The organism is Thalassospira sp. SM2505, from assembly GCF_054901115.1.
In genome coordinates, this window is record NZ_CM142731.1 from 2,229,492 (window position 1) to 2,252,723 (window position 23,232).

Annotated in this window: 22 protein-coding genes; 9 read left to right on the plus strand and 13 right to left on the minus strand. The window is 54.4% G+C overall.

Annotated elements, in window-relative coordinates; translation table 11 throughout:
• Positions 1–2 precede the first annotated feature (2 nt).
• From rbbA to ACTU44_RS10325, 6 genes are all read right to left on the minus strand, one after another.
• Positions 3–2,774 (minus strand): ribosome-associated ATPase/putative transporter RbbA, encoded by a 2,772-nt coding sequence (gene rbbA, locus ACTU44_RS10300; protein ID WP_462097366.1) that lies wholly within the window; start codon positions 2,772–2,774, stop codon positions 3–5.
• A complete protein-coding gene (locus ACTU44_RS10305) occupies positions 2,774–3,784 on the minus strand; it encodes an HlyD family secretion protein (RefSeq protein WP_462097367.1) in 1,011 nt (336 codons plus the stop codon). The genes rbbA and ACTU44_RS10305 overlap by 1 nt, the downstream gene beginning before the upstream one ends.
• Positions 3,785–4,047: 263 nt before the next feature.
• Complete coding sequence (locus tag ACTU44_RS10310; protein WP_462097368.1) at positions 4,048–4,422, minus strand: hypothetical protein; 375 nt, start codon at positions 4,420–4,422, stop codon at positions 4,048–4,050.
• A gap of 214 nt (positions 4,423–4,636) precedes the next feature.
• Positions 4,637–4,942 (minus strand): hypothetical protein, encoded by a 306-nt coding sequence (locus ACTU44_RS10315; RefSeq protein WP_462097369.1) that lies wholly within the window; start codon positions 4,940–4,942, stop codon positions 4,637–4,639.
• 214 nt (positions 4,943–5,156) lie between these two features.
• The gene (locus ACTU44_RS10320; protein WP_462097370.1) at positions 5,157–5,507 is read right to left on the minus strand and encodes a Dabb family protein; all 351 of its coding nucleotides are present in this window, start codon (positions 5,505–5,507) and stop codon (positions 5,157–5,159) included.
• Between the two features lie 38 nt (positions 5,508–5,545).
• Positions 5,546–6,850 (minus strand): aspartate aminotransferase family protein, encoded by a 1,305-nt coding sequence (locus ACTU44_RS10325; RefSeq protein ID WP_462097371.1) that lies wholly within the window; start codon positions 6,848–6,850, stop codon positions 5,546–5,548.
• 120 nt (positions 6,851–6,970) lie between these two features.
• Here ACTU44_RS10325 and ACTU44_RS10330 point away from each other — a divergent pair, with 120 nt between their 5' ends.
• On the plus strand, positions 6,971–7,894 hold the full coding sequence (locus ACTU44_RS10330) for a LysR family transcriptional regulator (protein ID WP_462097372.1): 924 nt from the start codon (positions 6,971–6,973) through the stop codon (positions 7,892–7,894).
• Positions 7,895–7,905: 11 nt separating this feature from the next.
• On the opposite strand, the gene ACTU44_RS10335 is transcribed toward ACTU44_RS10330, so the two are convergent.
• Positions 7,906–8,595 (minus strand): FadR/GntR family transcriptional regulator, encoded by a 690-nt coding sequence (locus tag ACTU44_RS10335; RefSeq protein WP_114099878.1) that lies wholly within the window; start codon positions 8,593–8,595, stop codon positions 7,906–7,908.
• A 175-nt stretch (positions 8,596–8,770) separates the two neighbouring features.
• On the opposite strand from ACTU44_RS10335, the gene ACTU44_RS10340 reads away from it, so the two are divergent.
• The 5 genes from ACTU44_RS10340 (at position 8,771) to hydA (ending at position 13,793) form a co-directional block, all read left to right on the plus strand.
• Complete coding sequence (locus ACTU44_RS10340; RefSeq protein WP_114099879.1) at positions 8,771–9,568, plus strand: ABC transporter substrate-binding protein; 798 nt, start codon at positions 8,771–8,773, stop codon at positions 9,566–9,568.
• A gap of 96 nt (positions 9,569–9,664) precedes the next feature.
• Entirely contained in the window at positions 9,665–10,336 is a 672-nt protein-coding gene (locus tag ACTU44_RS10345; protein ID WP_462097373.1) for an amino acid ABC transporter permease, read from the plus strand.
• On the plus strand, positions 10,336–11,076 hold the full coding sequence (locus ACTU44_RS10350) for an amino acid ABC transporter ATP-binding protein (protein ID WP_114099913.1): 741 nt from the start codon (positions 10,336–10,338) through the stop codon (positions 11,074–11,076). Before ACTU44_RS10345 ends, ACTU44_RS10350 begins: the two co-directional genes overlap by 1 nt.
• Positions 11,077–11,109: 33 nt before the next feature.
• Positions 11,110–12,360, plus strand: a complete 1,251-nt coding sequence (locus ACTU44_RS10355) for a cysteine desulfurase-like protein (protein ID WP_462097374.1) — start codon at positions 11,110–11,112, stop codon at positions 12,358–12,360.
• A 17-nt stretch (positions 12,361–12,377) separates the two neighbouring features.
• The gene (gene hydA / locus ACTU44_RS10360) at positions 12,378–13,793 is read left to right on the plus strand and encodes a dihydropyrimidinase (protein WP_462097375.1); all 1,416 of its coding nucleotides are present in this window, start codon (positions 12,378–12,380) and stop codon (positions 13,791–13,793) included.
• Here the strand turns inward: hydA and ACTU44_RS10365 are convergent.
• From ACTU44_RS10365 to ACTU44_RS10375, 3 genes are all read right to left on the minus strand, one after another.
• Positions 13,790–13,927, minus strand: a complete 138-nt coding sequence (locus ACTU44_RS10365) for a hypothetical protein (RefSeq protein ID WP_462097376.1) — start codon at positions 13,925–13,927, stop codon at positions 13,790–13,792. The genes hydA and ACTU44_RS10365 overlap by 4 nt on opposite strands.
• A gap of 70 nt (positions 13,928–13,997) precedes the next feature.
• Positions 13,998–14,663: a hypothetical protein gene (locus tag ACTU44_RS10370; RefSeq protein ID WP_462097377.1), complete on the minus strand. Its 666-nt coding sequence runs from the start codon at positions 14,661–14,663 to the stop codon at positions 13,998–14,000.
• Complete coding sequence (locus ACTU44_RS10375) at positions 14,651–15,745, minus strand: cyclic GMP-AMP synthase DncV-like nucleotidyltransferase (protein WP_462097378.1); 1,095 nt, start codon at positions 15,743–15,745, stop codon at positions 14,651–14,653. Before ACTU44_RS10375 ends, ACTU44_RS10370 begins: the two co-directional genes overlap by 13 nt.
• Before the next feature lie 87 nt (positions 15,746–15,832).
• On the opposite strand from ACTU44_RS10375, the gene ACTU44_RS10380 reads away from it, so the two are divergent.
• The gene (locus tag ACTU44_RS10380) at positions 15,833–16,585 is read left to right on the plus strand and encodes a Cap15 family cyclic dinucleotide receptor domain-containing protein (RefSeq protein WP_462097379.1); all 753 of its coding nucleotides are present in this window, start codon (positions 15,833–15,835) and stop codon (positions 16,583–16,585) included.
• 24 nt (positions 16,586–16,609) lie between these two features.
• Here the strand turns inward: ACTU44_RS10380 and ACTU44_RS10385 are convergent, their stop codons facing one another.
• Both ACTU44_RS10385 and ACTU44_RS10390 read right to left on the minus strand, forming a co-directional pair.
• On the minus strand, positions 16,610–16,921 hold the full coding sequence (locus tag ACTU44_RS10385) for a Dabb family protein (protein ID WP_462097380.1): 312 nt from the start codon (positions 16,919–16,921) through the stop codon (positions 16,610–16,612).
• 255 nt (positions 16,922–17,176) lie between these two features.
• Complete coding sequence (locus tag ACTU44_RS10390) at positions 17,177–20,215, minus strand: FAD-binding and (Fe-S)-binding domain-containing protein (protein WP_462097381.1); 3,039 nt, start codon at positions 20,213–20,215, stop codon at positions 17,177–17,179.
• 582 nt (positions 20,216–20,797) lie between these two features.
• On the opposite strand from ACTU44_RS10390, the gene ACTU44_RS10395 reads away from it, so the two are divergent.
• A complete protein-coding gene (locus ACTU44_RS10395; protein WP_462097382.1) occupies positions 20,798–21,946 on the plus strand; it encodes a LysR family transcriptional regulator in 1,149 nt (382 codons plus the stop codon).
• A gap of 46 nt (positions 21,947–21,992) precedes the next feature.
• Positions 21,993–22,457: an Sbal_3080 family lipoprotein gene (locus ACTU44_RS10400; protein WP_462097383.1), complete on the plus strand. Its 465-nt coding sequence runs from the start codon at positions 21,993–21,995 to the stop codon at positions 22,455–22,457.
• Between the two features lie 88 nt (positions 22,458–22,545).
• On the opposite strand, the gene ACTU44_RS10405 is transcribed toward ACTU44_RS10400, so the two are convergent.
• Positions 22,546–23,133: a TetR/AcrR family transcriptional regulator gene (locus ACTU44_RS10405; protein ID WP_462097384.1), complete on the minus strand. Its 588-nt coding sequence runs from the start codon at positions 23,131–23,133 to the stop codon at positions 22,546–22,548.
• Between the last annotated feature and the right edge of the window lie 99 nt (positions 23,134–23,232).

Genomic DNA, 23,232 nt, shown 5'->3' on the forward strand with positions numbered 1-23,232 from the left:
CCTTACACCTCCTGCTTTTTCAAAAGCAGCATCGAAATCACACTTAGGGCCGGGAAGAATATCGCAAGCTTGATCAGTTCGGGATAAAGTTCGGCAAAGCCCAGCGCCTTGGTAAAGGTGCCGACACTGATCGACATGAAATGGGATGTCGGGATGATGGTCGAAAGTACCGCAGGCGCGCCCTCAAGCGACGAGATCGGCTGCATCATCCCTGAAAACATCACCGATGGCACCATGGTAATGATCGCTGTGCCGAACAGGGCGGCGATCTGGGTGCTGGTAAAGGACGAAATCAGAAGTCCGAGCCCGGTGGTCGCAATCACAAACAGGGTTGCACCGACCAAAAGCGTCAATCCGTTGCCACGCAACGGTACCTCGAACCAGAACAGCGCCATCGCTGTCATCAGAACAAAGTTGATCAGCCCAAGCCCGATATAGGGCAACTGTTTGCCCAGCAGGAATTCAAGTTTCGATACCGGCGTCACATAAAGATTGGTGATTGATCCCAGTTCCTTTTCGCGCACCACGCCTACCGCCATCAGGACGGCGGGAATAAACATCAGAAGCAGGGCAATCACCGATGGCACCATGGCATAGATGCTTTTGAAATCCTGATTATAGCGATACCGGGTTTCGATCCGGATCGGCAGGGGGGATGACGCGCTGCCTTGCGCGCGACGTGCACTTTCGGCCAGGTATCGTTGATGAATGCCTTCGACATAGCCGTGAATCGTCTCGGCCCGAAATGGCATGGTTCCGTCAATGAACGCCCCGATTTCCGGGCTTGCCCCCCGGCCGACATCCCGTCCGAAACCCGGCGGAATTTCAATCGCCAGCGATATGTCACCTGACAACAACCGCGCCTCAAGATCGTTATTGCTGATCAGTGCGGGTTGCTCTTCGAAATAGCGCGATCCCGACAGGTTTTCGATATAGGTCCGGCTTTCTGGCGTCTGATCGCGATCCAAAACCGCATAGGTCAGGTTTTCAACGTCAAAGGTAATGCCATAACCAAAGACAGGCATCAGGATCGCCGTCCCGATCAGGGCAAACATCAACCGGATCGGATCACGGATCAGTTCCATGGTCTCGCGCAGTGAATAGGCCCATAACCGCCTTGGGCTGAAGATCGATGCCTTTGCCGGTTTCCAGTGATCAGGCTGGATATCATCGCCTGCAATCTGATCGGGGTCCGGTTCAGGTGCGCTTTCCTGTTCGCCGCTGGCTTCCACCAGATAGCTGATAAAGGCTTCTTCAAGTGTCGCACATCCACGCCCCCTGGTAATGGCGTCGGGTGTGTCGCTGATCAGAACCTTGCCCGCATGCATCAGCGATATGCGATCACATCGCTCGGCCTCATTCATGAAATGGGTGGAAATAAAGATCGTCACGCCCTGTTTGCGTGAAAGCTCGACCAGCAATTCCCAGAACCCGTCACGTGCCACCGGATCCACACCCGATGTCGGTTCATCAAGGATCAGGATTTCCGGGTCATGAATGATCGCAACCGCAAGCGACAGGCGCTGTCGCACACCAAGTGGCAGGCGTTCGGACAGATCGTCGTGATATTCACTGAGCCCGAACCGGTCTGAAAGTTCGGCAATCCGCGGTTTGATCTGATCATCGGGCAGGTGAAACAGTCTTGCATGCAGCTCAAGGTTCTGAAGAACGGTCAGTTCGGAATAAAGTGAAAAGGCCTGACTCATATAGCCAACCCGGCGGCGCAGTTCGATATCCTGCCCGTCAACCGGTTTGCCAAAAAGTTCTGCCGTGCCTTCGGTCGCTGCCAAAAGCCCGGTCAGCATCTTCATGGTCGTGGTCTTGCCACAGCCATTTGATCCGAGGAACCCGAAAATCTCGCCTTTTTCGATGCGAAAACTGACATTGTCGACGGCGGTAAAATTGCCAAATCGCTGGGTAAGATTTTCGGCAACGATGGCCGGTATGTCGCCATTTTTCGTGCGGGGCGGAATGATCAGCTCATGATGCCCGCTACGTTCTTCTTCGGGTAAAAGCGCGATGAAGGCTGCTTCAAGGCTCTCGGTCCCCGTCCGGCTTAAAATCTCGTCGGCACTACCGGTCGCCAATACCTTGCCGTCATTCATCGCAATCAGATGATCAAACCGCGCAGCTTCATCCATATAGGCGGTGGCGACCAGAACCGTCATTTCGCTTCGGGTTTCGCGGATGGCATCAATCAGTTGCCAGAACTGCCGACGCGACAGGGGATCAACCCCGGTGGTCGGTTCATCAAGGATCAGGATATCGGGATCATGAATAAGCGCGCAGCAAAGCCCCAGCTTCTGTTTCATCCCGCCCGAAAGCTTGCCCGCCGGGCGCTCGGTAAACGGGGCCAGTCCGGTTGCCCTGGTCAGCGACGCAATGCGTTCATTGCGCTCGCGTTTGCCCTGACCGAACAGACGCCCAAAGAAATCAAGGTTCTCACGGATCGTCAGGTCCATATAAAGGTTCTTGCCAAGCCCCTGGGGCATATAGGCAATCCGGGGCAGGACCGCATTGCGATGCGCGCTGTCGCTCATGGATCTGCCCAGTGTCTCGACCAGCCCGTCCTGACCTTTGCGCGCACCTGATATCAGGGCAAGGGCCGATGATTTCCCCACACCATCGGGGCCGATAAAGCCCACAGTCTGTCCGGTCGGAATTTCCAGATGGATATGATCAAGGGCTGTGACCTTGCCATAGCGATGGCAAACATCACGAAGCCGCACGGCAAAATCAGTGCCGGGATCAGGATGCGCCGCCACGCCCGCCATTATTGCAGGCTCTGGCGAAGGGTGGCGTCATCGGGCACATTGGGGGTGAATTCGGCGGGCCAGTCATTATGATCGGCCAGCATGATATAGGCCTCACCCGGAAGGCCGGTTTTGACCCGCTTGATATGTTCAGAAAGCAATTCCCGATCAATGCGGATCTTGACCCGGAACATCAGCTTGTCACGTTCCGACCGCGTTTCGACTTCACGCGGGGTGAATTGCGCATCATCGGCGACAAACGATACCCTGGCCGGGATCACAAAGCCCTGTGCCGCATCCAGAATGATGCGCGCCTCGTTACCGACAAAGGCAAGGCCTGCCTGACGGGTTGGCAGGAACACATTCATGTAAACATCGGTCAGATCAATCAACGTGATGACCGGTCCGCCACCCGATAAAACCTCACCCGGTTCGGCAAGGCGATATTGCACACGCCCGTCACGCGGGGCTTTCAGGACAGAATCATCAATCTGTACCTGGATGCGTCTGAGTTCGGCCTCGGTCGCCTCGACATTGCGCCGGGCGCTGACCAGCCGGGCCTCGGCAGCACTGAGCGCGGCCTGTGCAACATCGCGGTCTGCGCGGCGCTGATCGACCTGTTCACGCGAAATGTTGTTGTTTTTGACCAGTTCATTGGCGCGTACCAATTGCTGCTGGGCAAAGGAAAGCTCGCTTTGGCGCTGGACAATCAGGGCCTCGGCCTCGGCGATACCCTGTTCGGCACCGGCAACTTCGGCCCGTGCGCGCGCCTGACTGGCCATCAGTTCGGCGGTATCCATGCGTGCAAGAACCTGACCGGTCGTGACTGTATCGCCCTCATCGACAAGGACTTCATCAATCCGCCCGGCATATTTGGTCGCCACCCGGATTTCTTCGGCTTCAATGCGGCCATTGCCCGATGCGATATAGGATGGAAGTTCGGATTGCTGCGATTTCCAATAGGCAAAGCCGCCACTGGCCGCTGCAACAATCACCACAAGAACAATCATCAAAGAACGCAGGTTCTTCATTCCATCCTCCGGAAACGGGGCTAGGGTTCTGACCCTCGAACATGTCGGCAAGGAATTTACAATCTCGGATCGTATTATCTGACCAGAGTTCGCTTACGCTTGCAATGTCCGATTTTCTGGAATGATCCTAATGGGTTGCCGCACTGCATTCTTTGATGTTGCGCAAAGTGAAGCTCTTCAAAGTCTGGACGCTGACAGTAAACTTCGAATGGTCCGCTCTCATAGTGAGAGCCCTTTAATCAGCTGATGGTCTTGACGAACCATTAGTCATACTCTGTGATTTGTTCCTCAAGATGCTCGCGGATTTCTTTTCCTATGCCTCGGGCCATGTTCTGAAAGTTATGAGGGATTCGGTTCTGACGGGTGTTTTGGATTTCGTGTTCGATGCTTTTTTGGGAGTTGGGTACAGCATCAAGGTAATCAAGCAAAATGTTGTAGCAAGGCACTAGTTTAGGCGAAGCCCGTCGTAACCATTTCTTGAGCCTTTCGTAGTGTTTTTTTCTTTCAGCGTCGCTCATGTTTTCGGGACCATTTCGTTCATCGGTACCTAAAATGAGATCAGAGAAAGCTTTGACACTTATGTCATGTTGCTCGAGAAGTGTTCGAATTTTTGCAGAAATTTCAACTGGATTGGTCATTTCTGTGGCTAATGTCCCCAAGTGTCCCCGGCCCCTGATTTATGGTTTCGTTGTTCAGTCTGAACATTTAATCAAACATTCAGGAGCTAAAAATGGCAAAACAATCAGGTGGTAATTCTAATCCGAATTGGCCGTCCACGACTGGCGAGAAGTCGGGAGGAGGTCGCGGAAACAATCCTCCGAAAGGTAAGTAGAAAGTTTGTTTGGATGACGGCTAAAACCAGCCGTCATCCTTTTTACATTCATTAGCACTCTCTTCGAGGGCAATTGCAAAGGCGCGTTCAGTATGGTCGGGAGTGTCATTCAATGCTTTTGAGAAGGTGCAAACGCACAGACTTAGTGCGTCCTCTTCCAACTTTATTCGTTGAGATGGGGAAAGTAGAGATTTTCGGCTTTCCTGATCAACACATGCTGAGATTAAGGAGTATTCTTCTTCCATGGGTAAGCGGTTTTGCAATATCGCGTTCTCGGCCCAAATTCCTCCTGCAGCGGAAAGTGAGGAAATCAACGCTATCATCATGAAGGGTTTCCGCACCTTGAAGCGACGTATTTTCCCCGCACATGTCTCACAGTGCACGTCGATATAAGTACGTGAGTTACTTTTCTCACAAATGCACTCGTTTGGCATTTCTTCAAATTTCCTGCTCTTGCGCGTCCAAATGTCTTTCCATCTTAAAGTATTGAACATGCTGGGATACTGTTCATAAGAGCAGGAAGGAAGTTGCTAAAATTGATCACGTAATCTCAAGATCAAACACCACCAACCCCGACAATCCGCCGTCAAGCATCCCGACCAGTTGCCCGCCGAGTTTCTGATGTTCGGGATGTTCAAGATAGGCATCGCGTGCGGTGGCATCATCAAAATCAATGCAGAAACCATGACGGAAACCCTGTTCAAGCTTCTCCGGGCTGACGGAAACGCCTCCGTCAAATCCCCGCATGCCGGGAATAACGGTGCCAAGATTGGCAAGGGCATCAAACAGGCTGTTGATTTCATCCTGTTTGATGCCGGGTTGGAATTTGACCAGAACGATATGGCGGATCATGACAGTGCCTTTGTGAAGGTTGACTTTGCCTGATTTCACCTTTGTTTCGTCTGGTCTGTCAACTGATCTGAACGTGATCAGCGACCATTAAGGCTTGCGGCAATGCTGTCACCAATGATCGAAATGCCAAGATCAAGTTCTTCTTCGGAAATGGTCAGGGGCGGGGCAATGCGGAACACGCCGCCCATGCCCGGAAGCTTGACGATATTCATGCTAAGCCCGCGTTTAAACGCTTCACGCGCAATCGCAGCGCCAAGATCATGATCAGGCGCACCGCCATCCTTGACGATCTCCATACCCAGCATAAGCCCGCGTCCACGCACATCGCCAACACATGAATACTGGTCTTTCAGTACGGCCAGCCCGTCAAACAGCCGTTTGCCCATCACACCCGCCCGCGCCACAAGGTTTTCTTCGGCCACCACATCAAGCACCGTGACACCCACGGCGGCGGGCAGGGGATCGGATACGTGGGTGGTATAGAAAAGATACCCCTTTTCATGGGCGGCATCTTCGATTTCGGGCGTGGTCATAACGGCCGAAAGCGGCAATCCCGCCCCGATGGTTTTTGAAAGCGTCATGATATCGGGCATCACGCCATCGCGTTCAAAGGCAAACATGGTGCCGGTGCGGCCAATGCCGGTCTGGGCCTCGTCCAGAATAAGCAACATCCCGCGTTCCTGGCATTTCTGCTTAAGGGCTGCGAGGTATCCCTTGGGAAGCTCCAGCATCCCGCCGCTGGATAAGATCGGTTCGGCGACGAATGCCGCCAGATTGCCGGTCGATTGCGCATCAATCAGGGTGAAGGCGTCATCAAGCTCGGCCTGCCAGTCAAGCGACCCGTCGGCATTCCTGAAACGCGGGCGAAAGGCATTGGGGGCGGGGATGGCAAGCGATCCGACGGCTGCCGGGCCATATCCCTTGCGCCCGGCACTATAGGTTGCCGATGCCGCAACCCCGGTCATCCCGTGCCAGCTTTTGGAAAACGCCACAATCTCATGTTTGCCGGTCACAAGCTTTGCCATGCGAATGGCCGCTTCGTTGCTTTCGGCCCCCGTCGACAGCAAAAGCACGCGATCAAGCCCCGGCGCAAGGGCGGCCAACCGTTCGGCCAAGGTCACCACCGGGCGGCTCAACATGCCGCTAAACAGATGGGCAACGGTTTCGACCTGCCGCTGCACGGTTTCGACGATTTTCGGGTGCCCATGTCCCAAAACCGCACTCATCTGCCCGGATGTGAAATCAAGGATCGCGCGGTTGTCGGCGTCATAGACAAACGATCCCTTGGCACGTTCAATGATTGCGGGCTCAAACGTTCCGCCATAGCGGATCAGGTGTTTTTGGGCAGCATCCCAGAATTTCGGATCGGCATTGTTTGACATGATCGGCTCCCCGTCAGCATGTGTCTTTGATGGTCACAGGGTATCGGCTGTTGATATCTTCGTAAAATTGATAATGATGGCATTCCGGTATTGGAAAAATTGATATGCGGTGTCAAAGCGATGCAAACCTTGCTTGATCTCAAACTGCTGACGACCTTTGTGCGCGCCGCCCATTCCGGGACGCTGAGTGCCACCGCGCTTCAGGTCGGGCGCACGCAATCAACCGTCACCATGCAAATTCAACGTCTTGAAGATGCGCTGGGCCAGACGCTTTTTCACCGCAGTGGCAGTGGCGTTCGCCTTACCGGAAGTGGTGAACGGTTCCTTGGCTATGCCGAACGGATATTAAAACTCCATGACGAGGCAGTCTTTGCCTTTTCCGATCGGGGCCTTCGCGGTTCCATGGTATTTGGCTGTCCCGAGGATTACCTGATCGCCTTCTTCCCGGCCCTGCTTAAAAGCTTCGGGACGATCTATCCGGATGTGGAGATCAAGGTGGTTTCGGCCCCGACGCCGGAATTGCATAAAATGCTGCGCGCGCGCCAGATTGATCTCGCACTGGTCTCGGTCGCCAACCCGGACGGGGAACCCGATATCGCAAGGACCGAACAACTGGCCTGGGTCGGGGCCAAACCGACCCTTGATCTGCATGATTTCGGCACAGGGGGCGGAAACGGGATTGGAAACGGGATCGGAGAGGGGGCAGGCAACAGCCGGACAACCGCCCGAACCATCCCGCTGGCCTTGCCCGCATCAAATGCCCTTGATCACAAGGCCGCCTGTGATGCCATCGAGGCCGTCGGAATTCCCTACAAGATTTCCTATGCCAGCAGCAGCCTGACCGGCCTGATCGCGGTGGCCCGTTCGGGGCTTGCCATCAGTGTGATGATGCAAAAGGCGGTGCCCAATGACCTTTACATCCTCAAAGCGCCGCTACCGGCCTTGCCCAAGCTGGGCCTTAAGGTGATGGCAGGCGAGGGCACCCAAAACCCCGCTACAACCGCCTTCGCCGAGCACGTCAAAAACATGCTGCCGTTTTTGTAAGGGGAGGGGCGCTAGGCCTGTAAACCCGCACAGCGTGCGGTATTGCGCACATGTGCCTGCATTTCCTTGCGGGCACGGTCCGCGTCATTGTCGCGCAGGGCCGCCATGATTTTGCGATGTTCGCCAATGGATTCGCGCATGCGTTCCGGATCGGTGATCGGAATCGGCTGGCGCTGGGTTTCGGTGATCTGATCGCGCACGGTTTTGTAAAGATCACGCAACATGCTGTTGCTGCATGCCGCCACGATGGTGCCGTGGAACTCAAGGTCGGCCTCGACATTGGCAATAAGGTCCTGATCGGCCCAGCATTTTTCCATGCGGTTGGTGGCATCTTCCATGGCTTCAAACTGGGTTGCTGCCAACCGGCCGCAGGCCAGTGCCGTGATTTCACCTTCGAGGATCAGACGGGTCTGGAAAACGTCAAAAACGCTATGGGTTTCCGAATAGCGCCAGGGCGCCATATCGCCTTCTGATTTTGTGCCACCGGCGGTAACAAAGGTGCCACGTCCGGCTTCGGTCTTGATCAGGCCAAGGGTTTCGAGCGTTAAAAGGGCTTCGCGAAGCGACGCGCGACTTACCCCGAATTTCTGAGCAAATTCGCGCTGCGAGGGAATCTTTTCGCCGGGCTTCAGGGTGCCGTCCTGAATCATCCCCTGAATTTCCCGTGCCACTGATTGTGGCAAAAGGGTCCTGTTGAACATTGCTCTTCCCTCGTTCCTTGTTCTTAAAGCGAATACCGCGCTGGTTGTGTGCTTGTCACGATTTTTCTCCAACCCACTTGCAACGGTTCCGGATTTATGTTTCCTTGTGGTCTAACTGGTCTGACCAGTTAGACCAGTAGTTATCAGGGATATCGAAAAACACAAGGATAATAAAATGAAGCTCTTTTCATATGTTGCGGCTTCCGTTGTCGGTGGGGTTCTTGCGATGGGTGTCGCAAGCTCGGCCAATGCCGCCGATCTGACGGTCGGGGCGAATATCGGCAACGTTCCGTGGGAATTCGAAACCGCAGACGGCACCGTGGTTGGCTTTGAAGTCGATCTGGTCAATGAAATCGCCAAGCGTCTGGGCAAAAGCGTCGAATTCGTCAACATTCCGTTCAACGGTCTGTTCCCGGCGGTGCAATCGGGCCGTATCGACATGGCAGTTTCCTCGATCACCATCACCGACAAGCGGCTTGAGTCTGTGACCTTCGCACAGCCTTATTACGATAGTGACCAGTCCCTGACCGCGACCGCAGCAGGCGGTGTCACCGGTCTTGATGCCATGAAGGGCAAGGTTGTCGGTGTTGATACCGGCTCCACGGGGGATATGTGGGTCACCAAAAACGGTGGCGAATATGGCATCGAAGATGTCCGTCGCTACGAAGGCCTTTCGCCTGCGATGCTTGATCTGACCGCAGGCCGTATTGACGGCTATATCAGCGACATTCCGGCACTGCTTTACTACGTCAAGGACAAGCCGAGCCTCAAGGTTGTTGAGCGCATCACCACGGGTGAAAAATACTCGATCATGTTCAACAAGGATGCCCCGCTGGCAACCGAGGTCAATGATGTGATCACCGAACTGAAAAAAGAAGGCTTCATCGCCGGTCTGCATGAAACCTGGTTCGGTGCCGTTCCCGAAGACACCACCTCGACGGTCAAAGTGCTCGATATGCCGACCCTGAAATAATCGCGCATATCGCACATCAACCCTGCCGGTGATGCCCCCGATATTGGCATGCGGCTCCCGGCATTGTCGGCAGGGTGAATTTGAACTGGTGGTGAAATGGAATTATTTTCGACTTTCTTTAACATCCCCGTACTGGTTGCCAGCCTGCCGCAATTGCTAAACGGCCTGCTTGTGACTATCGGGATTGGTATCACAAGTATTATTGCCGGTCTGATCGGCGGTCTTTTTCTGGCGGTTTTGCGGCTTTATGCCGGGCCGGTGACCAATGCGCTGGTGCGCGGATATATTGATGTTTTCCGCTCGATCCCGCTGCTGGTGCTTTTGATCATTGTTTATTACGCGCTGCCTTTTGTGGGCATTCGTCTGTCGCCGTTCTTTTCGGCGGTGACGGCGCTGACACTGGTTTCGGCGGCCTATACCGCAGAAATCTTCCGCGCCGGGATCGAAGCCATCCCCAAAGGCCAGTTCGAGGCATCCGCCGCCCTTGGTCTTTCCAACCGCTATACCATGACCGATGTGATTCTGCCCCAGGCGATCCGCATCGTTATCCCGCCACTGACCAATAACTGCATCAACGTTCTCAAGGACACCGCACTGGCATCGGTTGTTGCCATGCCCGACCTGCTCAAACAGGCAACACAGGCACAGGCCCTTTCTGCCAACCCGACGCCACTGATCGGGGCGGCTGTGATCTATCTGATCTTGCTGTTGCCGATGGTGCGTTTCGTCGCCCGTCTTGAAAAACGTTTTAGCCGCGGGAGAACATGATGAAAGCGCCCCTGATCAAAATCAAAAACCTCCGTAAGGCCTATGGCAATTTCACTGTCCTGCACGGCATCGATCTTGAAATTTCGCAGGGCGAGGTGGTTTGTGTTGTCGGGCCTTCGGGATCTGGCAAATCAACGCTGATCCGCTGCATCAACCATCTCGAACCGTTCGAGGATGATGGCGAGATCATCGTTGATGGCATTCCGGTGCGCCCCGGTCGCGATCTTGCCGATGTTCGGGCCGAAGTCGGCATGGTGTTTCAGTCTTTCAACCTGTTCCCGCACATGACCGTTTTGCGCAATGTCATGCTGGCCCCGATCCGGGTCCGCAAAATGAACGAAGCCGATGCCGAAAAACGTGCGCGCGATCTGCTTGAACGTGTGGGCATTTCGGTGCAGGCCGATAAATATCCCGGTCAGCTTTCCGGCGGTCAGCAACAGCGCGTCGCCATTGCCCGTGCGCTTGCCATGGAACCCAAGGTGCTTTTGTTTGATGAACCCACATCGGCCCTTGATCCGGAAATGGTCGGCGAGGTGCTTGACGTGATGAAAAAGCTCGCCGGGACTGGTGTGACCATGGTCGTCGTTACCCACGAAATGGGCTTTGCCCGTCAGGTCGCCGACCGGGTGCTGTTCATGGATGGTGGCAACATCATCGAGGCCGGCACACCCACCGAAATATTCGACGCCCCCAAAGAAGAACGCACGCGGAATTTCCTCCACGCCGTTCTCGATCATTAAAAATAGAAACCATACACCCGGAGGATGCCTTTCATGGCAAACACACGCACCCTTGATATGGATTATGTCCACAGCCAGTTTCCTGCACTTTCAAATGGCTGGACGTTCTTTGACAATGCCGGGGGATCGCAGATCCTGACCAAGGCGCTTGATCGCATCAACAGCTTTCTGATCAATCGTAATGTGCAGATCGGCGGGTCTTACGAGGTTTCCAAACTCGCAGCCGAGGCCCTTATGGATGCCCGTAAAAGCGCGGCACAGCTGGTCAATGCATCGCGCCCCGAGGAAATCATTTTCGGTGCGTCGACCACCGTTCTTGTGCAAAATCTTGCCCGCGCCATGCGCAGCCAGTTTTCCGCTGGCGATGAAATCGTTGTTACCATCGGCGATCATGAATCCAATATCGGGCCGTGGGTGGCACTCGAAGAATTCGGCGTCAAAATCCGCTTCTGGGAACCCGATGCCAAGACCGGGCGCCTGCATCTTGACGGGCTTAAGGCCGTGATGACCGACAAGACCAAACTGGTCTGTGTCACCCATGTGTCAAACATTGTCGGTGAAATCAATCCGGTGCGTCAGTTCGCCGATTATGCCCATGCCAATGGTGCTAAAATCTGTATTGATGCGGTGGCCTATGCGCCACACCGCGCAATTGATGTGCAGGCCTTTGACGCCGACTATTATGTCTTTAGCCTCTATAAAACCTATGGTCCGCACGGGGCGATGATGTACGGGAAGTATGACCTGCTTCTCGAACTTGATACGCTTTATCATTACTTCTATGGCAAGGATAAAGTCCCCGGAAAGCTCGAGCCCGGCAATCCAAGCTATGAAATGGCCTATTCGGTGTGCGGTATTGTCGATTACCTGTGCGAACTGGGCGAACGGGCCGGGGAAACCGGATCGGTGCGTGACAAAATCGTTGCCGCCTATGAGGCCATCACAAATCAGGAAAATGCCCTGACCGACCGGTTGCTGTCATACCTGCGCGGGCGCAATGACTGCGTCGTGATCGGGCAGGCCGACAATCGCGACGGCACGCGCATTCCAACCATCAGTTTCCGGTTCGATAATCGCAACGCCGAGGAAGTCTGCAAGATCATTGACCGCGAAAAAATCGCCATCCGCTTTGGGGATTTTCATTCCCGCCGTCTGGTCGAATTTTTGGGTCTGTCTGATAATGGCGGGGCAGTTCGTGTTTCCATGGTGCATTATAACACCATCGAACAGGTGGACCGTCTGACCGCGGCCTTTGACCGTCTGCTTGATACAACCGATCAATAAAGGGGGCAGGCCATATCATGCAGTTTGACCGCATCATCAAAAACGGCACCATCGTCACCGCCAGCGACACTTATGTCGCCGATCTTGGCATCAAGGATGGCAGGATTTCTGCCATCGCTGCCTCCCTTGACGGGGCCGACGATATTATCGATGCCACCGGGCTTTATGTCATGCCGGGCGGGATCGACAGTCACGTCCATATTGATCAGCCATCCGGCGATGGCATCGTCATGGCCGATGATTTCGAAAGCGGCACTCGTTCGGCCGCCATTGGCGGCAATACCTCGATCCTTACGTTCTGCATGCAGGAAAAGGGCGACAGCCTGCGTCATTCCTTGGACGTCTATCACGCCAAGGCCGATGGCAATTGCCATATTGATGTGGCCTTCCACCTGATCGTCACCGACCCGACGCCGTCGGTTCTGGGCCAGGAACTCCCGGCCCTGGTCGAGGACGGCTATACCTCCTTCAAGGTCTTCATGACCTATGAAAACCTGCGTCTGCGCGATAATGAAATCCTCGATACGCTCGATGCCGCGCGCAATACCGGCGCGCTGGTGCTGGTGCATTGCGAGAACGAGGACGCCATTCGCTTCCTGATCGGCCAGCACGAGGCCGCCGGCGAATTCTCCGCCAAGTCCCACGCCACCACGCGCCCCATTGCCGCCGAACGCGAAGCCACCCATCGCGCGCTGTCACTGGCCGAAATCGTCGATACCCCGATTGTGATTGTCCATGTGTCGAACCAGCAGGCCATGGAAGAAATCGAACGGGCGCGGGTGCGCGGCAGCAAGGTGGTGGGCGAAACCTGCCCGCAATATCTCATGCTGACGGCTGATGATCTTGATCAGAATGAACTCGAAGGGGCGAAATTCGTCTGCTCCCCGCCGCCACGCGACAAGGAAAGTCAGGACGCCTGTTGGGATGGCCTGGAACGCGGTGTGTTTGACCTGTTCTCGTCCGACCATTGCCCGTTCCGCTTTAACGACCCGGAAGGCAAGCTCAATGAAAAGGGCAAGAAAAGCTTCCGCTGGATCCCCAATGGCATCCCCGGTGTGGCAACCCGTCTGCCAATCCTGTTTTCCGAAGGTGTTCAAAAAGGCCGCATCGACCTCAACCGCTTTGTCGCACTCACCGCCACAAATCACGCCAAGCTTTACGGCATGTACCCGCAAAAGGGCACCATCGCGATTGGCTCGGACGCCGACCTCGCCCTTTGGGACCCCAACAAAAACGTCACCATCACCAACGACATCCTGCAACAGGGCTGCGACTACAGTCCCTATGAAGGCCTCGAAGTCAAAGGCTGGCCCGTCCACACCATCGTGCGCGGCAAAACCGTGGTCAAAGACGGCGAAGTTACGGGGCAAAAAGGCGACGGCAAATATCTGCCACGGCAGAAATCCAATCTGGTGACGTCAACGCCGGTCTAATCAGACCGGCACAACCCGCCGCCATCACCACACCGCCACCACCCCAAACCGTCATTCCCGCGAAGGCGGGAATCTCGCGCCACACGCATCAGAACCAAAAGGCAGCGCTCGAAATAGGCGCTGCCTTTACTCATTACTTCACCAAGATACTTCCGTTTTACGAGGTTGAAAAAGATATCAAAATGGATGATCGATATCCCATCTTTACGCAGGTAGTGAATTTCTGAGGCGTTCAAGCATTGCTGTTGCTGAGACTTTTGAGAACTTCACTGAAAGCTGGTTTATCTGTTCCCGGTGGCATTTTCTGATGCGTTCTCCGCTGCCGCATGGACAGTCATTGTGCCCCTTAAGTTTTCCCATGCTTAAAGTTTGAAGGTAGTTCTCTATAACTTCTAAATCAGGCTCAACTCCGAGTAGTTCAGAAAAACTCTCGACTACGCCCTCGCTACCGTGAGCCCGGTGGCCGTATGGCCAATCACCCTTTGTTTCGAAGTACACTTGACTGACAAAGTAATCATGCATGACACCGGTTAGAAAGTTCTCGAACGAGGGTGTTGGTGTCGTGTGCAGCCATTCCTCCCAAATACAGAGACAGCAATGTCCTTCATTTGGGTAAACATGCCGGTCAGCCGTTCTTGGAATTCTTTCCCCTGTTTCGAAGACGCAGGGTTCTTTCTCGGGGAAATTAGGTGATATCCCAGCCCGAATCTGGAATGAGTCGAATGGGCCTTCCTCAGGAGAAGAAACCACAAAAACACCCTCTAGAACGACGATGCCTTGTTTCTGATATACCGAAAGCTCGGGCTGATGCTTTTCGACGACATCTTTGACCTCATTGAGGAAGTCAGCTGGAACTGCTAGTTGGTCCAAGGTTTCCCGCCACCACCGCTATCACTTCTTGACCGAACTGCGGACTCCATGCGCCGTGCTTTTTCCTCTGCAGTCAGTTCCGCAGCGGCTTTGGATGCAACGAAAGGGGAGGCAACAGCTGCTATGCCAGCACTACTATGGGTCTCGTTCGCCGTACTCGATTTCTCATCCTCGTCGCTGAAGAAGCTGTGTTTGAACACATTATTCCAGATTTTTTGCGCTTCAGCATCGGAAGTTATCTGATCAAGCTTGTCTAGTTGTTCGACGGCATCCTTGGCTTGGCTAATCAGTCTTTCAATTCGATCAACGTCTTTGGCATCGGAAACTTGCACTCCATTCGCATAAACAGGAGTATTTTTGGATCGGTTTGAAATGTTGCGAAGCGTCTCGCGGAACGCTTTGTCATCCCGTTTCAAGTGTGGGGTGTAAGCTTCTATGAAAAGTGCCGTATTTACTAACCCAGCTGGCAGCTTGCGGTTGATGCGTTTCGCATGAACCTTTCCAAAGAACTTTCCAAAGCGGATTATGCGCCGAAGTTGGTAGCTTCCGGAGTCTTCTGGGCTCAGATTTGAGACCCTATTTTCTATCCAAGTGTTCATTGCCTGCGGGTCAGACTCAATCCACTCGTCTCCGTTGGAAAGTTCGTATACCCAAGCACCTGCTTTGAAAGACTTGCGAAAAACAGGAAAGTCACATTGATATCCGTCTGCATAGACCACGCGGACGCATTTTTTCTTGGTTTCAGGGTCGTTCTTCATGTTCGAAGACTTTTTGGCGATCGCATCCCGAACCCATTTACGGGTGGTTCGTGGCGTTGCGGAAACGTCACTATCAAAAACTATCCCAAGATCAATATCATATCGGCTTTCTTGATCAGCCTCGGGCGGCTGTGTCATAGTCTTCTGAGCGTAGCCACCTTGATTTATTGTCTCAACAAAAGCGGGCTTTTCCAGTGCCTCCAGTCCAGACTTGATACGGTCGAGATTGGTTTCCCGACGCTTACGCATATCTGTTTGCTGTTCCCGTGTTAGTCGTACTTTTTCTTCGTGGAACTTGCCAAGTCTCTTTGAGTAATCATACATGTTGTGCTCCGTGTCTTTGCAACCTAGGATATGTAGCGTTACTCGTCAGCCGCAAGTGTATATATTAAAAAAAAGTGTAGTAACGTTATGTATCCACTACTGCCTTGGAAAATCGTTTCAATTCTACTCGTGATTTTTACGGGTTGTGCTGTTTATGTGGACGACATGTTTCGGGCGTTTGGGGAGGAAGTCGCTGATCGAACAATTGTTCGGTTTTTGCCACTAATCACTTTATTCATTGTTTCATTCTTCTTTGGTCCGAAGTGGTATTTCGCCCCTTGGCGGATACTTTGGCGCTGGGTGCCGATGTTGAATAAGTTTTTCCCCGATTTAAACGGTGTGTGGCTTGGAACCACGTCGTCGAACTGGCCCAAAATCAAAAAGCTCATTGCTTGTTCACAATCGCCAGAAACGATCACCGAAGAAGAACTTTTTGATCTTCCTGAGCAGCCCAATACTATTGCCGTACAGATAAAAAACTCATTGTTTAGAGTGCATATACAAGCGGTATTAACTTCCACTGACGGGGAATCGTACTCAATTACAGCCAAGCCTTGGAGGCATCAACACACTGAGGATATTCATCTTTCCTACGTTTATCGGCAAGAGAACCAGAGCCATGTTCAGACAGACGAAGAGTGTCATTTGGGAGCCGCAGATTTGATCTTGCGCTCTGACAAATACAACGAAGCGAATGGCGTCTACTGGACGAAAAGGAGATGGAAAGACGGGCGAAATACAGCTGGTACGCTGGAGTTGAAACGCGTGTCGAACAGATTAGTTAGCGCTGGCGAACTAAGGGCAATTGCAGAGAGACGCAAACGCGAAGTTGGGTATTAGTCTGGTTTTGCCAGATTAGGAAGATCACTCGACAACCAGATCAAACACCACCAACCCGGCGACACCACCTTCCAGCAGCCCAACCAACTGCCCGCCCAGGGCCTTGTGCTCTGGGTGTTCCAGATAGGCGTCACGTGCTTCCGCATCGTCAAAGTCAATTGAAAATCCGTAGCGGAAGCCTTGTTCCAGGCCCTCCGGGCTGACCGAAACGCCGCCATCAAAGCCGCGCATGCCGGGGATGTGGCTTTGAAGGTCTGCCAGCTTGGCAAACAGGCTGTCGATTTCGGCCTTGGTGACCTCGGCCTTGAATTTGGTCAGTACGATGTGACGGATCATGGGGACTCCGGTTGGCGGCTTTCGTAGCCTTAGACGTTGGACTGTCAGAGATATTTATGGTCGACCACCAGGATCAGATCCGGTGCCGCTATTTGATCCGGAATAGTACCGCGCGCCGGGCAGTGAGCCATGTTCTCGACCGTCGCTGGATCGGCGATCTCGACCGCTTACCCAGAAAACCCGTATGACGAATACGCCAACTGCAAGCGCGAAGATCGTACCAAGAATGTTTTGTATAAGTTCCATCTCTTATCCTCAAACCAAATGCCGCGCCAGATATTCCACCGGATGCTGCGGCTTGACCCCTTCATAGCGGTCCACCTGACAGCGGCACGAATAGCCGGTCACCAGCATGTTTTCGGCCCCCGTGGCATCGACTTTCTTTTTCCAGCTAAGATCGTACAACTCGCGCGAGGTTTCCTGGTGGCGGGTTTCGTGGCCGTAAACGCCCGCCATGCCGCAGCAGCCGGTTTTCTCCGCCGTCAGTTTAAGGCCAAAGGCCTCAAAGATTTTCTGCCATTTCACGCCGACATCGGGGATCGATGTTTTTTCCGTGCAATGGGGGAACAGGTTTGCCGGAGTATCCATGTTAACGGCGTTATCAATTTTGGGTGCGATCAGGCGACCGTCACTGATTTCGGCGGCCAGCCATTCATGGAACAGATGCACACGGTAGTCCGGCCGGTCTGAAAGGCGCTGGGCATATTCCTGGCGATAGGTGAGCGTCACGCTGGCCTCGATCCCGACCATGGCGACACCGGATTTGGCGATGCGGCCATAAACGATATCGTTTTGCTTGGCCTGATAATCGAATTTCTTCAGGAACCCTTTGACATGCATGGCCTTGCCATTGGGGCGATAGGGCGGCACAAACACCCGGTATCCAAGGCGTTGCAGCAAATCCACATGGGCAAGGAACACGTCGGTGTCATAATGCGTGGTAAAGCAATCTTGCAGGATAATGACCGACCTGGCCTTTTCTTCAGAGCTTAGCACATCAAGATCAGCCTGCCGGAATTTGCCAATCCCGCGCGCACGCAAGCCCGATTTAAGGCCTTGGCTATGGAGCTTCGGCAGGTCGGTCAGACCGATGAAACGTTTGAAAATCCACGGCATCGGCGGGATCGATTGCAGGGCATTGAACAGGCCGGGCACACTTGCCAGAAGCGGGGCCATATATTCAAGTTTCGCAATGACATAATCCTTCACCGGGCGTTTATAGCGGGTGTGATAGGTCTCCAAAAACCGGGATTTCATTTCCGGGATATCGACCTTGACCGGGCATTGCCCCGCACAGGCCTTGCATGACAGGCAACCGGCCATGGATTCATAGACATCGTGCGAGAAATCGCGCCCGTTGATCACCGCCAAATCCTGGTTCATTGGGTCGGTGCCGACGGATAACTGCCGGATCCATTCGCGCAGCATCCCGGCGCGGCCCTTGGGCGAATGCACACGTGATCGCGTGACCTTATAGGACGGGCACATGGCATCCATCAGGTCCCAGTTAAAGCAGGCCCCGTTGCCGTTACAGCGCGTCGCATTAAGGTATTCATCGCGAAGGGCATCTTCGATCTGGCGGTCAATCTGCCCGCGCATCGGGGCTTCGTCGATTTTGGTGATCGGAATGTTTTTGGAATAGGGTGATGCGATCTTGCCGGGGTTTAATTGTCCCTCCGGATCAAAGGCTTCCTTGATGCGACGTAGAACATCATAAAGCTCCGGCCCGAAATAGATCGGGCTGTATTCGCCGCGGAATCCCTTGCCATGTTCGCCCCAGATCAGGCCGTTATAGCGCTTGGTCAGTTCTGCCACTGCGTCCGATACCCGGCGCAGGCGCGCTTCGTCTTCTTCATCTACCATATCCAAAAGCGGGCGCACATGCAGGCACCCGACATCGACATGGCCAAACATGCCGTAATCAAGGCCTTCGGCATCAAGGAGGGCGCGGAATTCGGCAATGAAATCGGCAAGGTTTTCGGGCGGGACGGCGGTATCTTCGACGAATGGTGTCGCGCGGCGTTTGCCTTCAAGATTGCCGAGCAAGCCCACCGATTTGGCCCGGATTGACCAGATCGCAGCAATCTGGCCGGGGTCGGTTGCCTGCACAAAGCCGATGGGGGCGTAATCCGTGTCGGGATTGCCATCAAGGTATGCGCGCAGCTCGTCCTGTTTGGCGGCGACTTCTTCGGGGGTTTCGCCGACAAATTCAACGACGTTAAAGCCGCGCGTAGCAACAGTACTGTTTTCCGTGCCCAAAAGCTTGCCCAGCATGTGCCAGCTTTCATCCTGCTCGGCCAGTTTCATGACCTTGTCATCGATGCTTTCAATCGCAACAGGATCAAAGTTTACAAGGGCTTGCACGTGACGAAGGGCGCTATCAAAGCTGTCATACCGGACAACAGTGATGGCCTTGTGCTTGGGAAGCGGAATGACGCGGAAGGTGATTTCCTTGACCATGCCAAGGCTGCCCTCGGCCCCGGCAATCAGGAAGGAAAGGTTCATATCCCCTTGATCAGAAACGGCTTCCTTGAGGTTATAGCCGGTCAATCCCCGGTTCATTTCCGGGAAGGTGGCATTGATCTGATCACGACGCGGCGCGATTTCGTCATGGACCTTGCGATAAAGCCGACCGGTGCGGTCATCGCGATCCATGATTTCCCTGGCTTCTGAGGCACTTAACGCACGGGTGTTGAAATCGGTGCCATCAATCAGGACCGTGGTCATGTCATGGATATAGTGGCTGGTTTTGCCATAAATCCGCGAACCCTTGCCCGAACTGTCCGATCCGATCATGCCGCCCACGGTGGCGCGGCTTGCGGTTGAAACAGCGGGCGGGAAGAAATAGCCATGGGGTTTGAGCCAGGCATTCAGCTGATCCAGCACCACGCCCGGTTCGACATGAACCAGTGCCTTTTCCTTATCAAAACCCAGTATGTTATTGAGATACTTGGATGTATCGAGAATGATGGTGTTGTTAAGCGACTGGCCATTGGTGCCGGTACCACCGCCGCGCGGGGTGATTTTGACCTCGCTGAATTTGTCGCGACCGGCCATTTCCATGACGATATTGATGTCATCGCGCGAACGCGGCTGCAACACGGCGCGCGGCATCACCTGATAGACACTGTTATCGGTGGCATGGATCAGACGGGTTGGGAAATCTGCATGGATCTCGCCGCTAAATTTTCCTTCGGATTCAAGGGTTTTAAGGAAACTCAGCGTCAAACTGTCCAGCGACCGGTCCGGGGTCAGGCGGGGCAATTTGGCAATAACGCTTTTGGCGGCGGGCATGGTGATCTCTCTGTCTGCGATCCCCGGATTGGCTTCCGGTTCCAGATCGGATTTTTGGGTTAATTTACCCTATTTGACCCTATCAGGATTAATTGGACAAATTGAAAATTCCGAATGATTATTAGTTTGAGCCTAATAATCGAAGGTCGCCAGATCGAGGTTACAAAGCCCGGCTACTGACATCTGCTGACAGAAATTCCGGATCATCGACGACAAATGCAAAAATCGGGCACCATTTCCGATCGTTCCGGGTCTTAATGGTATGAGGATTGGTTCTCCCGGTGATGTGGCTTTGAGGGATGGCATCGAAACGGTGAGGTCGACGCAACGCGGGTGTAAAGAAAAGTTTACAGTGGCGGCGTCGGTCAGTTGTTCGTCATTCCAGGCTGACGTCGCCCGGTGGTGGTGTTCGAGTTGATCTGATCTGAACCGATACGGGCATGGTCCCGAGGCCGTGCTGCCGAAAGGCAGAGGACCTGTGTCGGGTCCGTTCGAGAGTGCCAGTTCGAGAGTGCCGGTTCGAGAATGCCCTTTGGGAAATATAAGTCCGGAATACCGGCTGGAAATTATGGGGGAGTTTGGATGTTTTCATCACTGAATATGCGCCATATGCGGTCCTTTGTTGCGGTGGCTGATCACGGCTCCTTTACGGCGGCGGCGGCGGAGCTTGGAATTACGCCGCCCAGCCTGACCACCACCATCCGCCAGTTTGAGGATGTGACGGGGGCGGCCCTTTTTGATCGCACGACACGGCAAGTCACCCTGACCGACACCGGGGAGCGGTTCTTGCCCGTCGCCCGGCGTCTGATTGGCGATTTTGAGGAAGCCTTGGGCGATCTTGATGCGCTGTCCAGGGGGATTGGCGGGAAAATCACCATCGCCGCCGCCCCGTCGGTTTTGACCCGGATATTGCCCGCGGTGATTTCGCGCTTTGTGGTCGATCACCCCGATGCGCGATTACGGCTTGATGAAATGAATGCCGGTGAAGTCCATGAGGCGGTGGCCGCGAGTGCGGCCGATTTCGGCATTGCCGGGGAGTGGGAGCCACTACCCGATATCGCGTTTCGCCCGCTGTTTTCCGACCGGTTCGGGGTGCTGTGCCGGGCCGATCATGCCTTTGCCAGTCAGACTTTCGTGACCTGGGCGGAGCTTTCTGATCAGCCGTTTGTCGGGTTGGGCCCGGAATCCGGGACATCGGCGATGATGGCCGGGGTTGGCGGTGCGACAAGCAGCAATCAGACCCGTCAGAGCAAACAAAGCGGATCAGATTTCACCAGTTCCGCCATCAAGGATGCCGCCGCCCTTGGTATTGCCGAGGCCCGGGACGTAATGAAACAGGCCGAAAAACTGGCCGCAGCCCAGAACAAACTGGCCGATATACGCGCCAGCAATGCAGGGAAATCCGCCAAATCCCGGTCCCTGGCGGGTAATGACACCCCCATAACCCTGCCACGCCCGACGGTGGAAACATCAAACACCCTCACGCTGGCCGCCATGGTCGCGCAAGGGGTGGGGATCACGGTGCTGCCGGAACTGGCCGCACGGGTTTCGGACATGACCCGTGACAAGGGACTGGTTTTCGTGCCGCTATCCGCCCCGGTGCGCCAGCGCCATATCGGCATCATCACGCGCAAAAGCAAAAGCCTGTCGCCGATTGCCAGCCTGTTTTTAAGCGAGGTCCGCGATCAGGCCGCAAGCCTTGATCTGCCTGCGGCGCTGGAGTGGTATTGAAGCCAGTCAGGATTTGCGAGGGGATGTTTCCGAAAAGAGAGGACCAATGAAAAGAGCACTCATATTGTTAGGTCTGGTGCCTGTTTTGGCCGGTTGTAGCATCACCCGGAACGTGATGCCCGTTGCTGGCGGAATTGAGCCGGGCGCGGTGATCTGTGTCGAGGAGAACCCGCGCGTGACAGAGCCGGAGATACTTTCCGTCATCACAAACAGCATTTCGTCGCATGGCTATAAGCCCAAGATCTATCGGGATGTGCCGGATGATTGCGCATATCGTCTGACATATGTCGCGTACCGAAAATGGGACTTCACAACGTTTTTGAGCCAAGCCGACATTCGCCTGTTTGAAGATAACGAGATGATTGGTCAGGTTTTCTACAAGCTGCCAGACGCGCCGTTTGGTGGCGGCGGGCTTAATGCTTCCAAATGGGCGTCGACGGAAGAGAAAATCGCACCGCTGATGGACGAGCTGTTGCGTGGGGCGTCGGAGACGGGGGAGCTTGGGACCTGAATTCAGGCCGATGATTTCAGGCCGATGTCGGGTGTTTTGGGTGACGGGGGAGTGTTGCCGGGAACTGTGTTAGGCGGGCCTTAGGTGCTTAGCGACCCTTGGCACCAAACCGCAAGCCATCAATCATCAGTTCAAGCATGCGATGCGTGTGTTCCGCACCCTCGGTGCCGCCCGTGGAGGCCAGATTGCCGATGGCGCGCAGAAGGTCATAGGCATCAATATCGCCCCGGATTTCACCGGCCTTGGCGGCGGACTTCAAAAGCGATTGCAGGGTCGGTTCGAAGTTGGACCGGAAATAGGCGGGCAGGGCATCAAAGGCCGGATCGCCGGAATAAAGCGCGGCGGCCAGTCCCTTTTTGGTCAGGATGAACTGGCAATAGCGTTTGAGCCAGTGGCTCAGGGCGTCGCCCGGGCCATATTGCTGCGTAAATTCGGTGGCGGCACTGACGCAGGCATCGACCTCCCGCTTATACACCCCGACCACAAGGTCGCTGCGTTTGGGAAAACGACGATAAAGCGTGCCGACCCCGACCCCGGCCCTGGCGGCAATTTCACGCACCGGTGCATCGACACCAGAGGTCGCAAAAATCTCCTTGGCGGCTTCAAGAAGGGCGTCCTCATTGCGCAGGGCATCGGCACGGATGCTTTTTTTTGTGCCGGTGGTGTCGTCGGTCATCCTGTTGTTTTCCAAAAACAAATTCAGTTTCAGACGTGCAGACAGAATCCACCCGTCAAATTTTTCACTTGCTAAACGGAACATTGTTCCATATCTGCA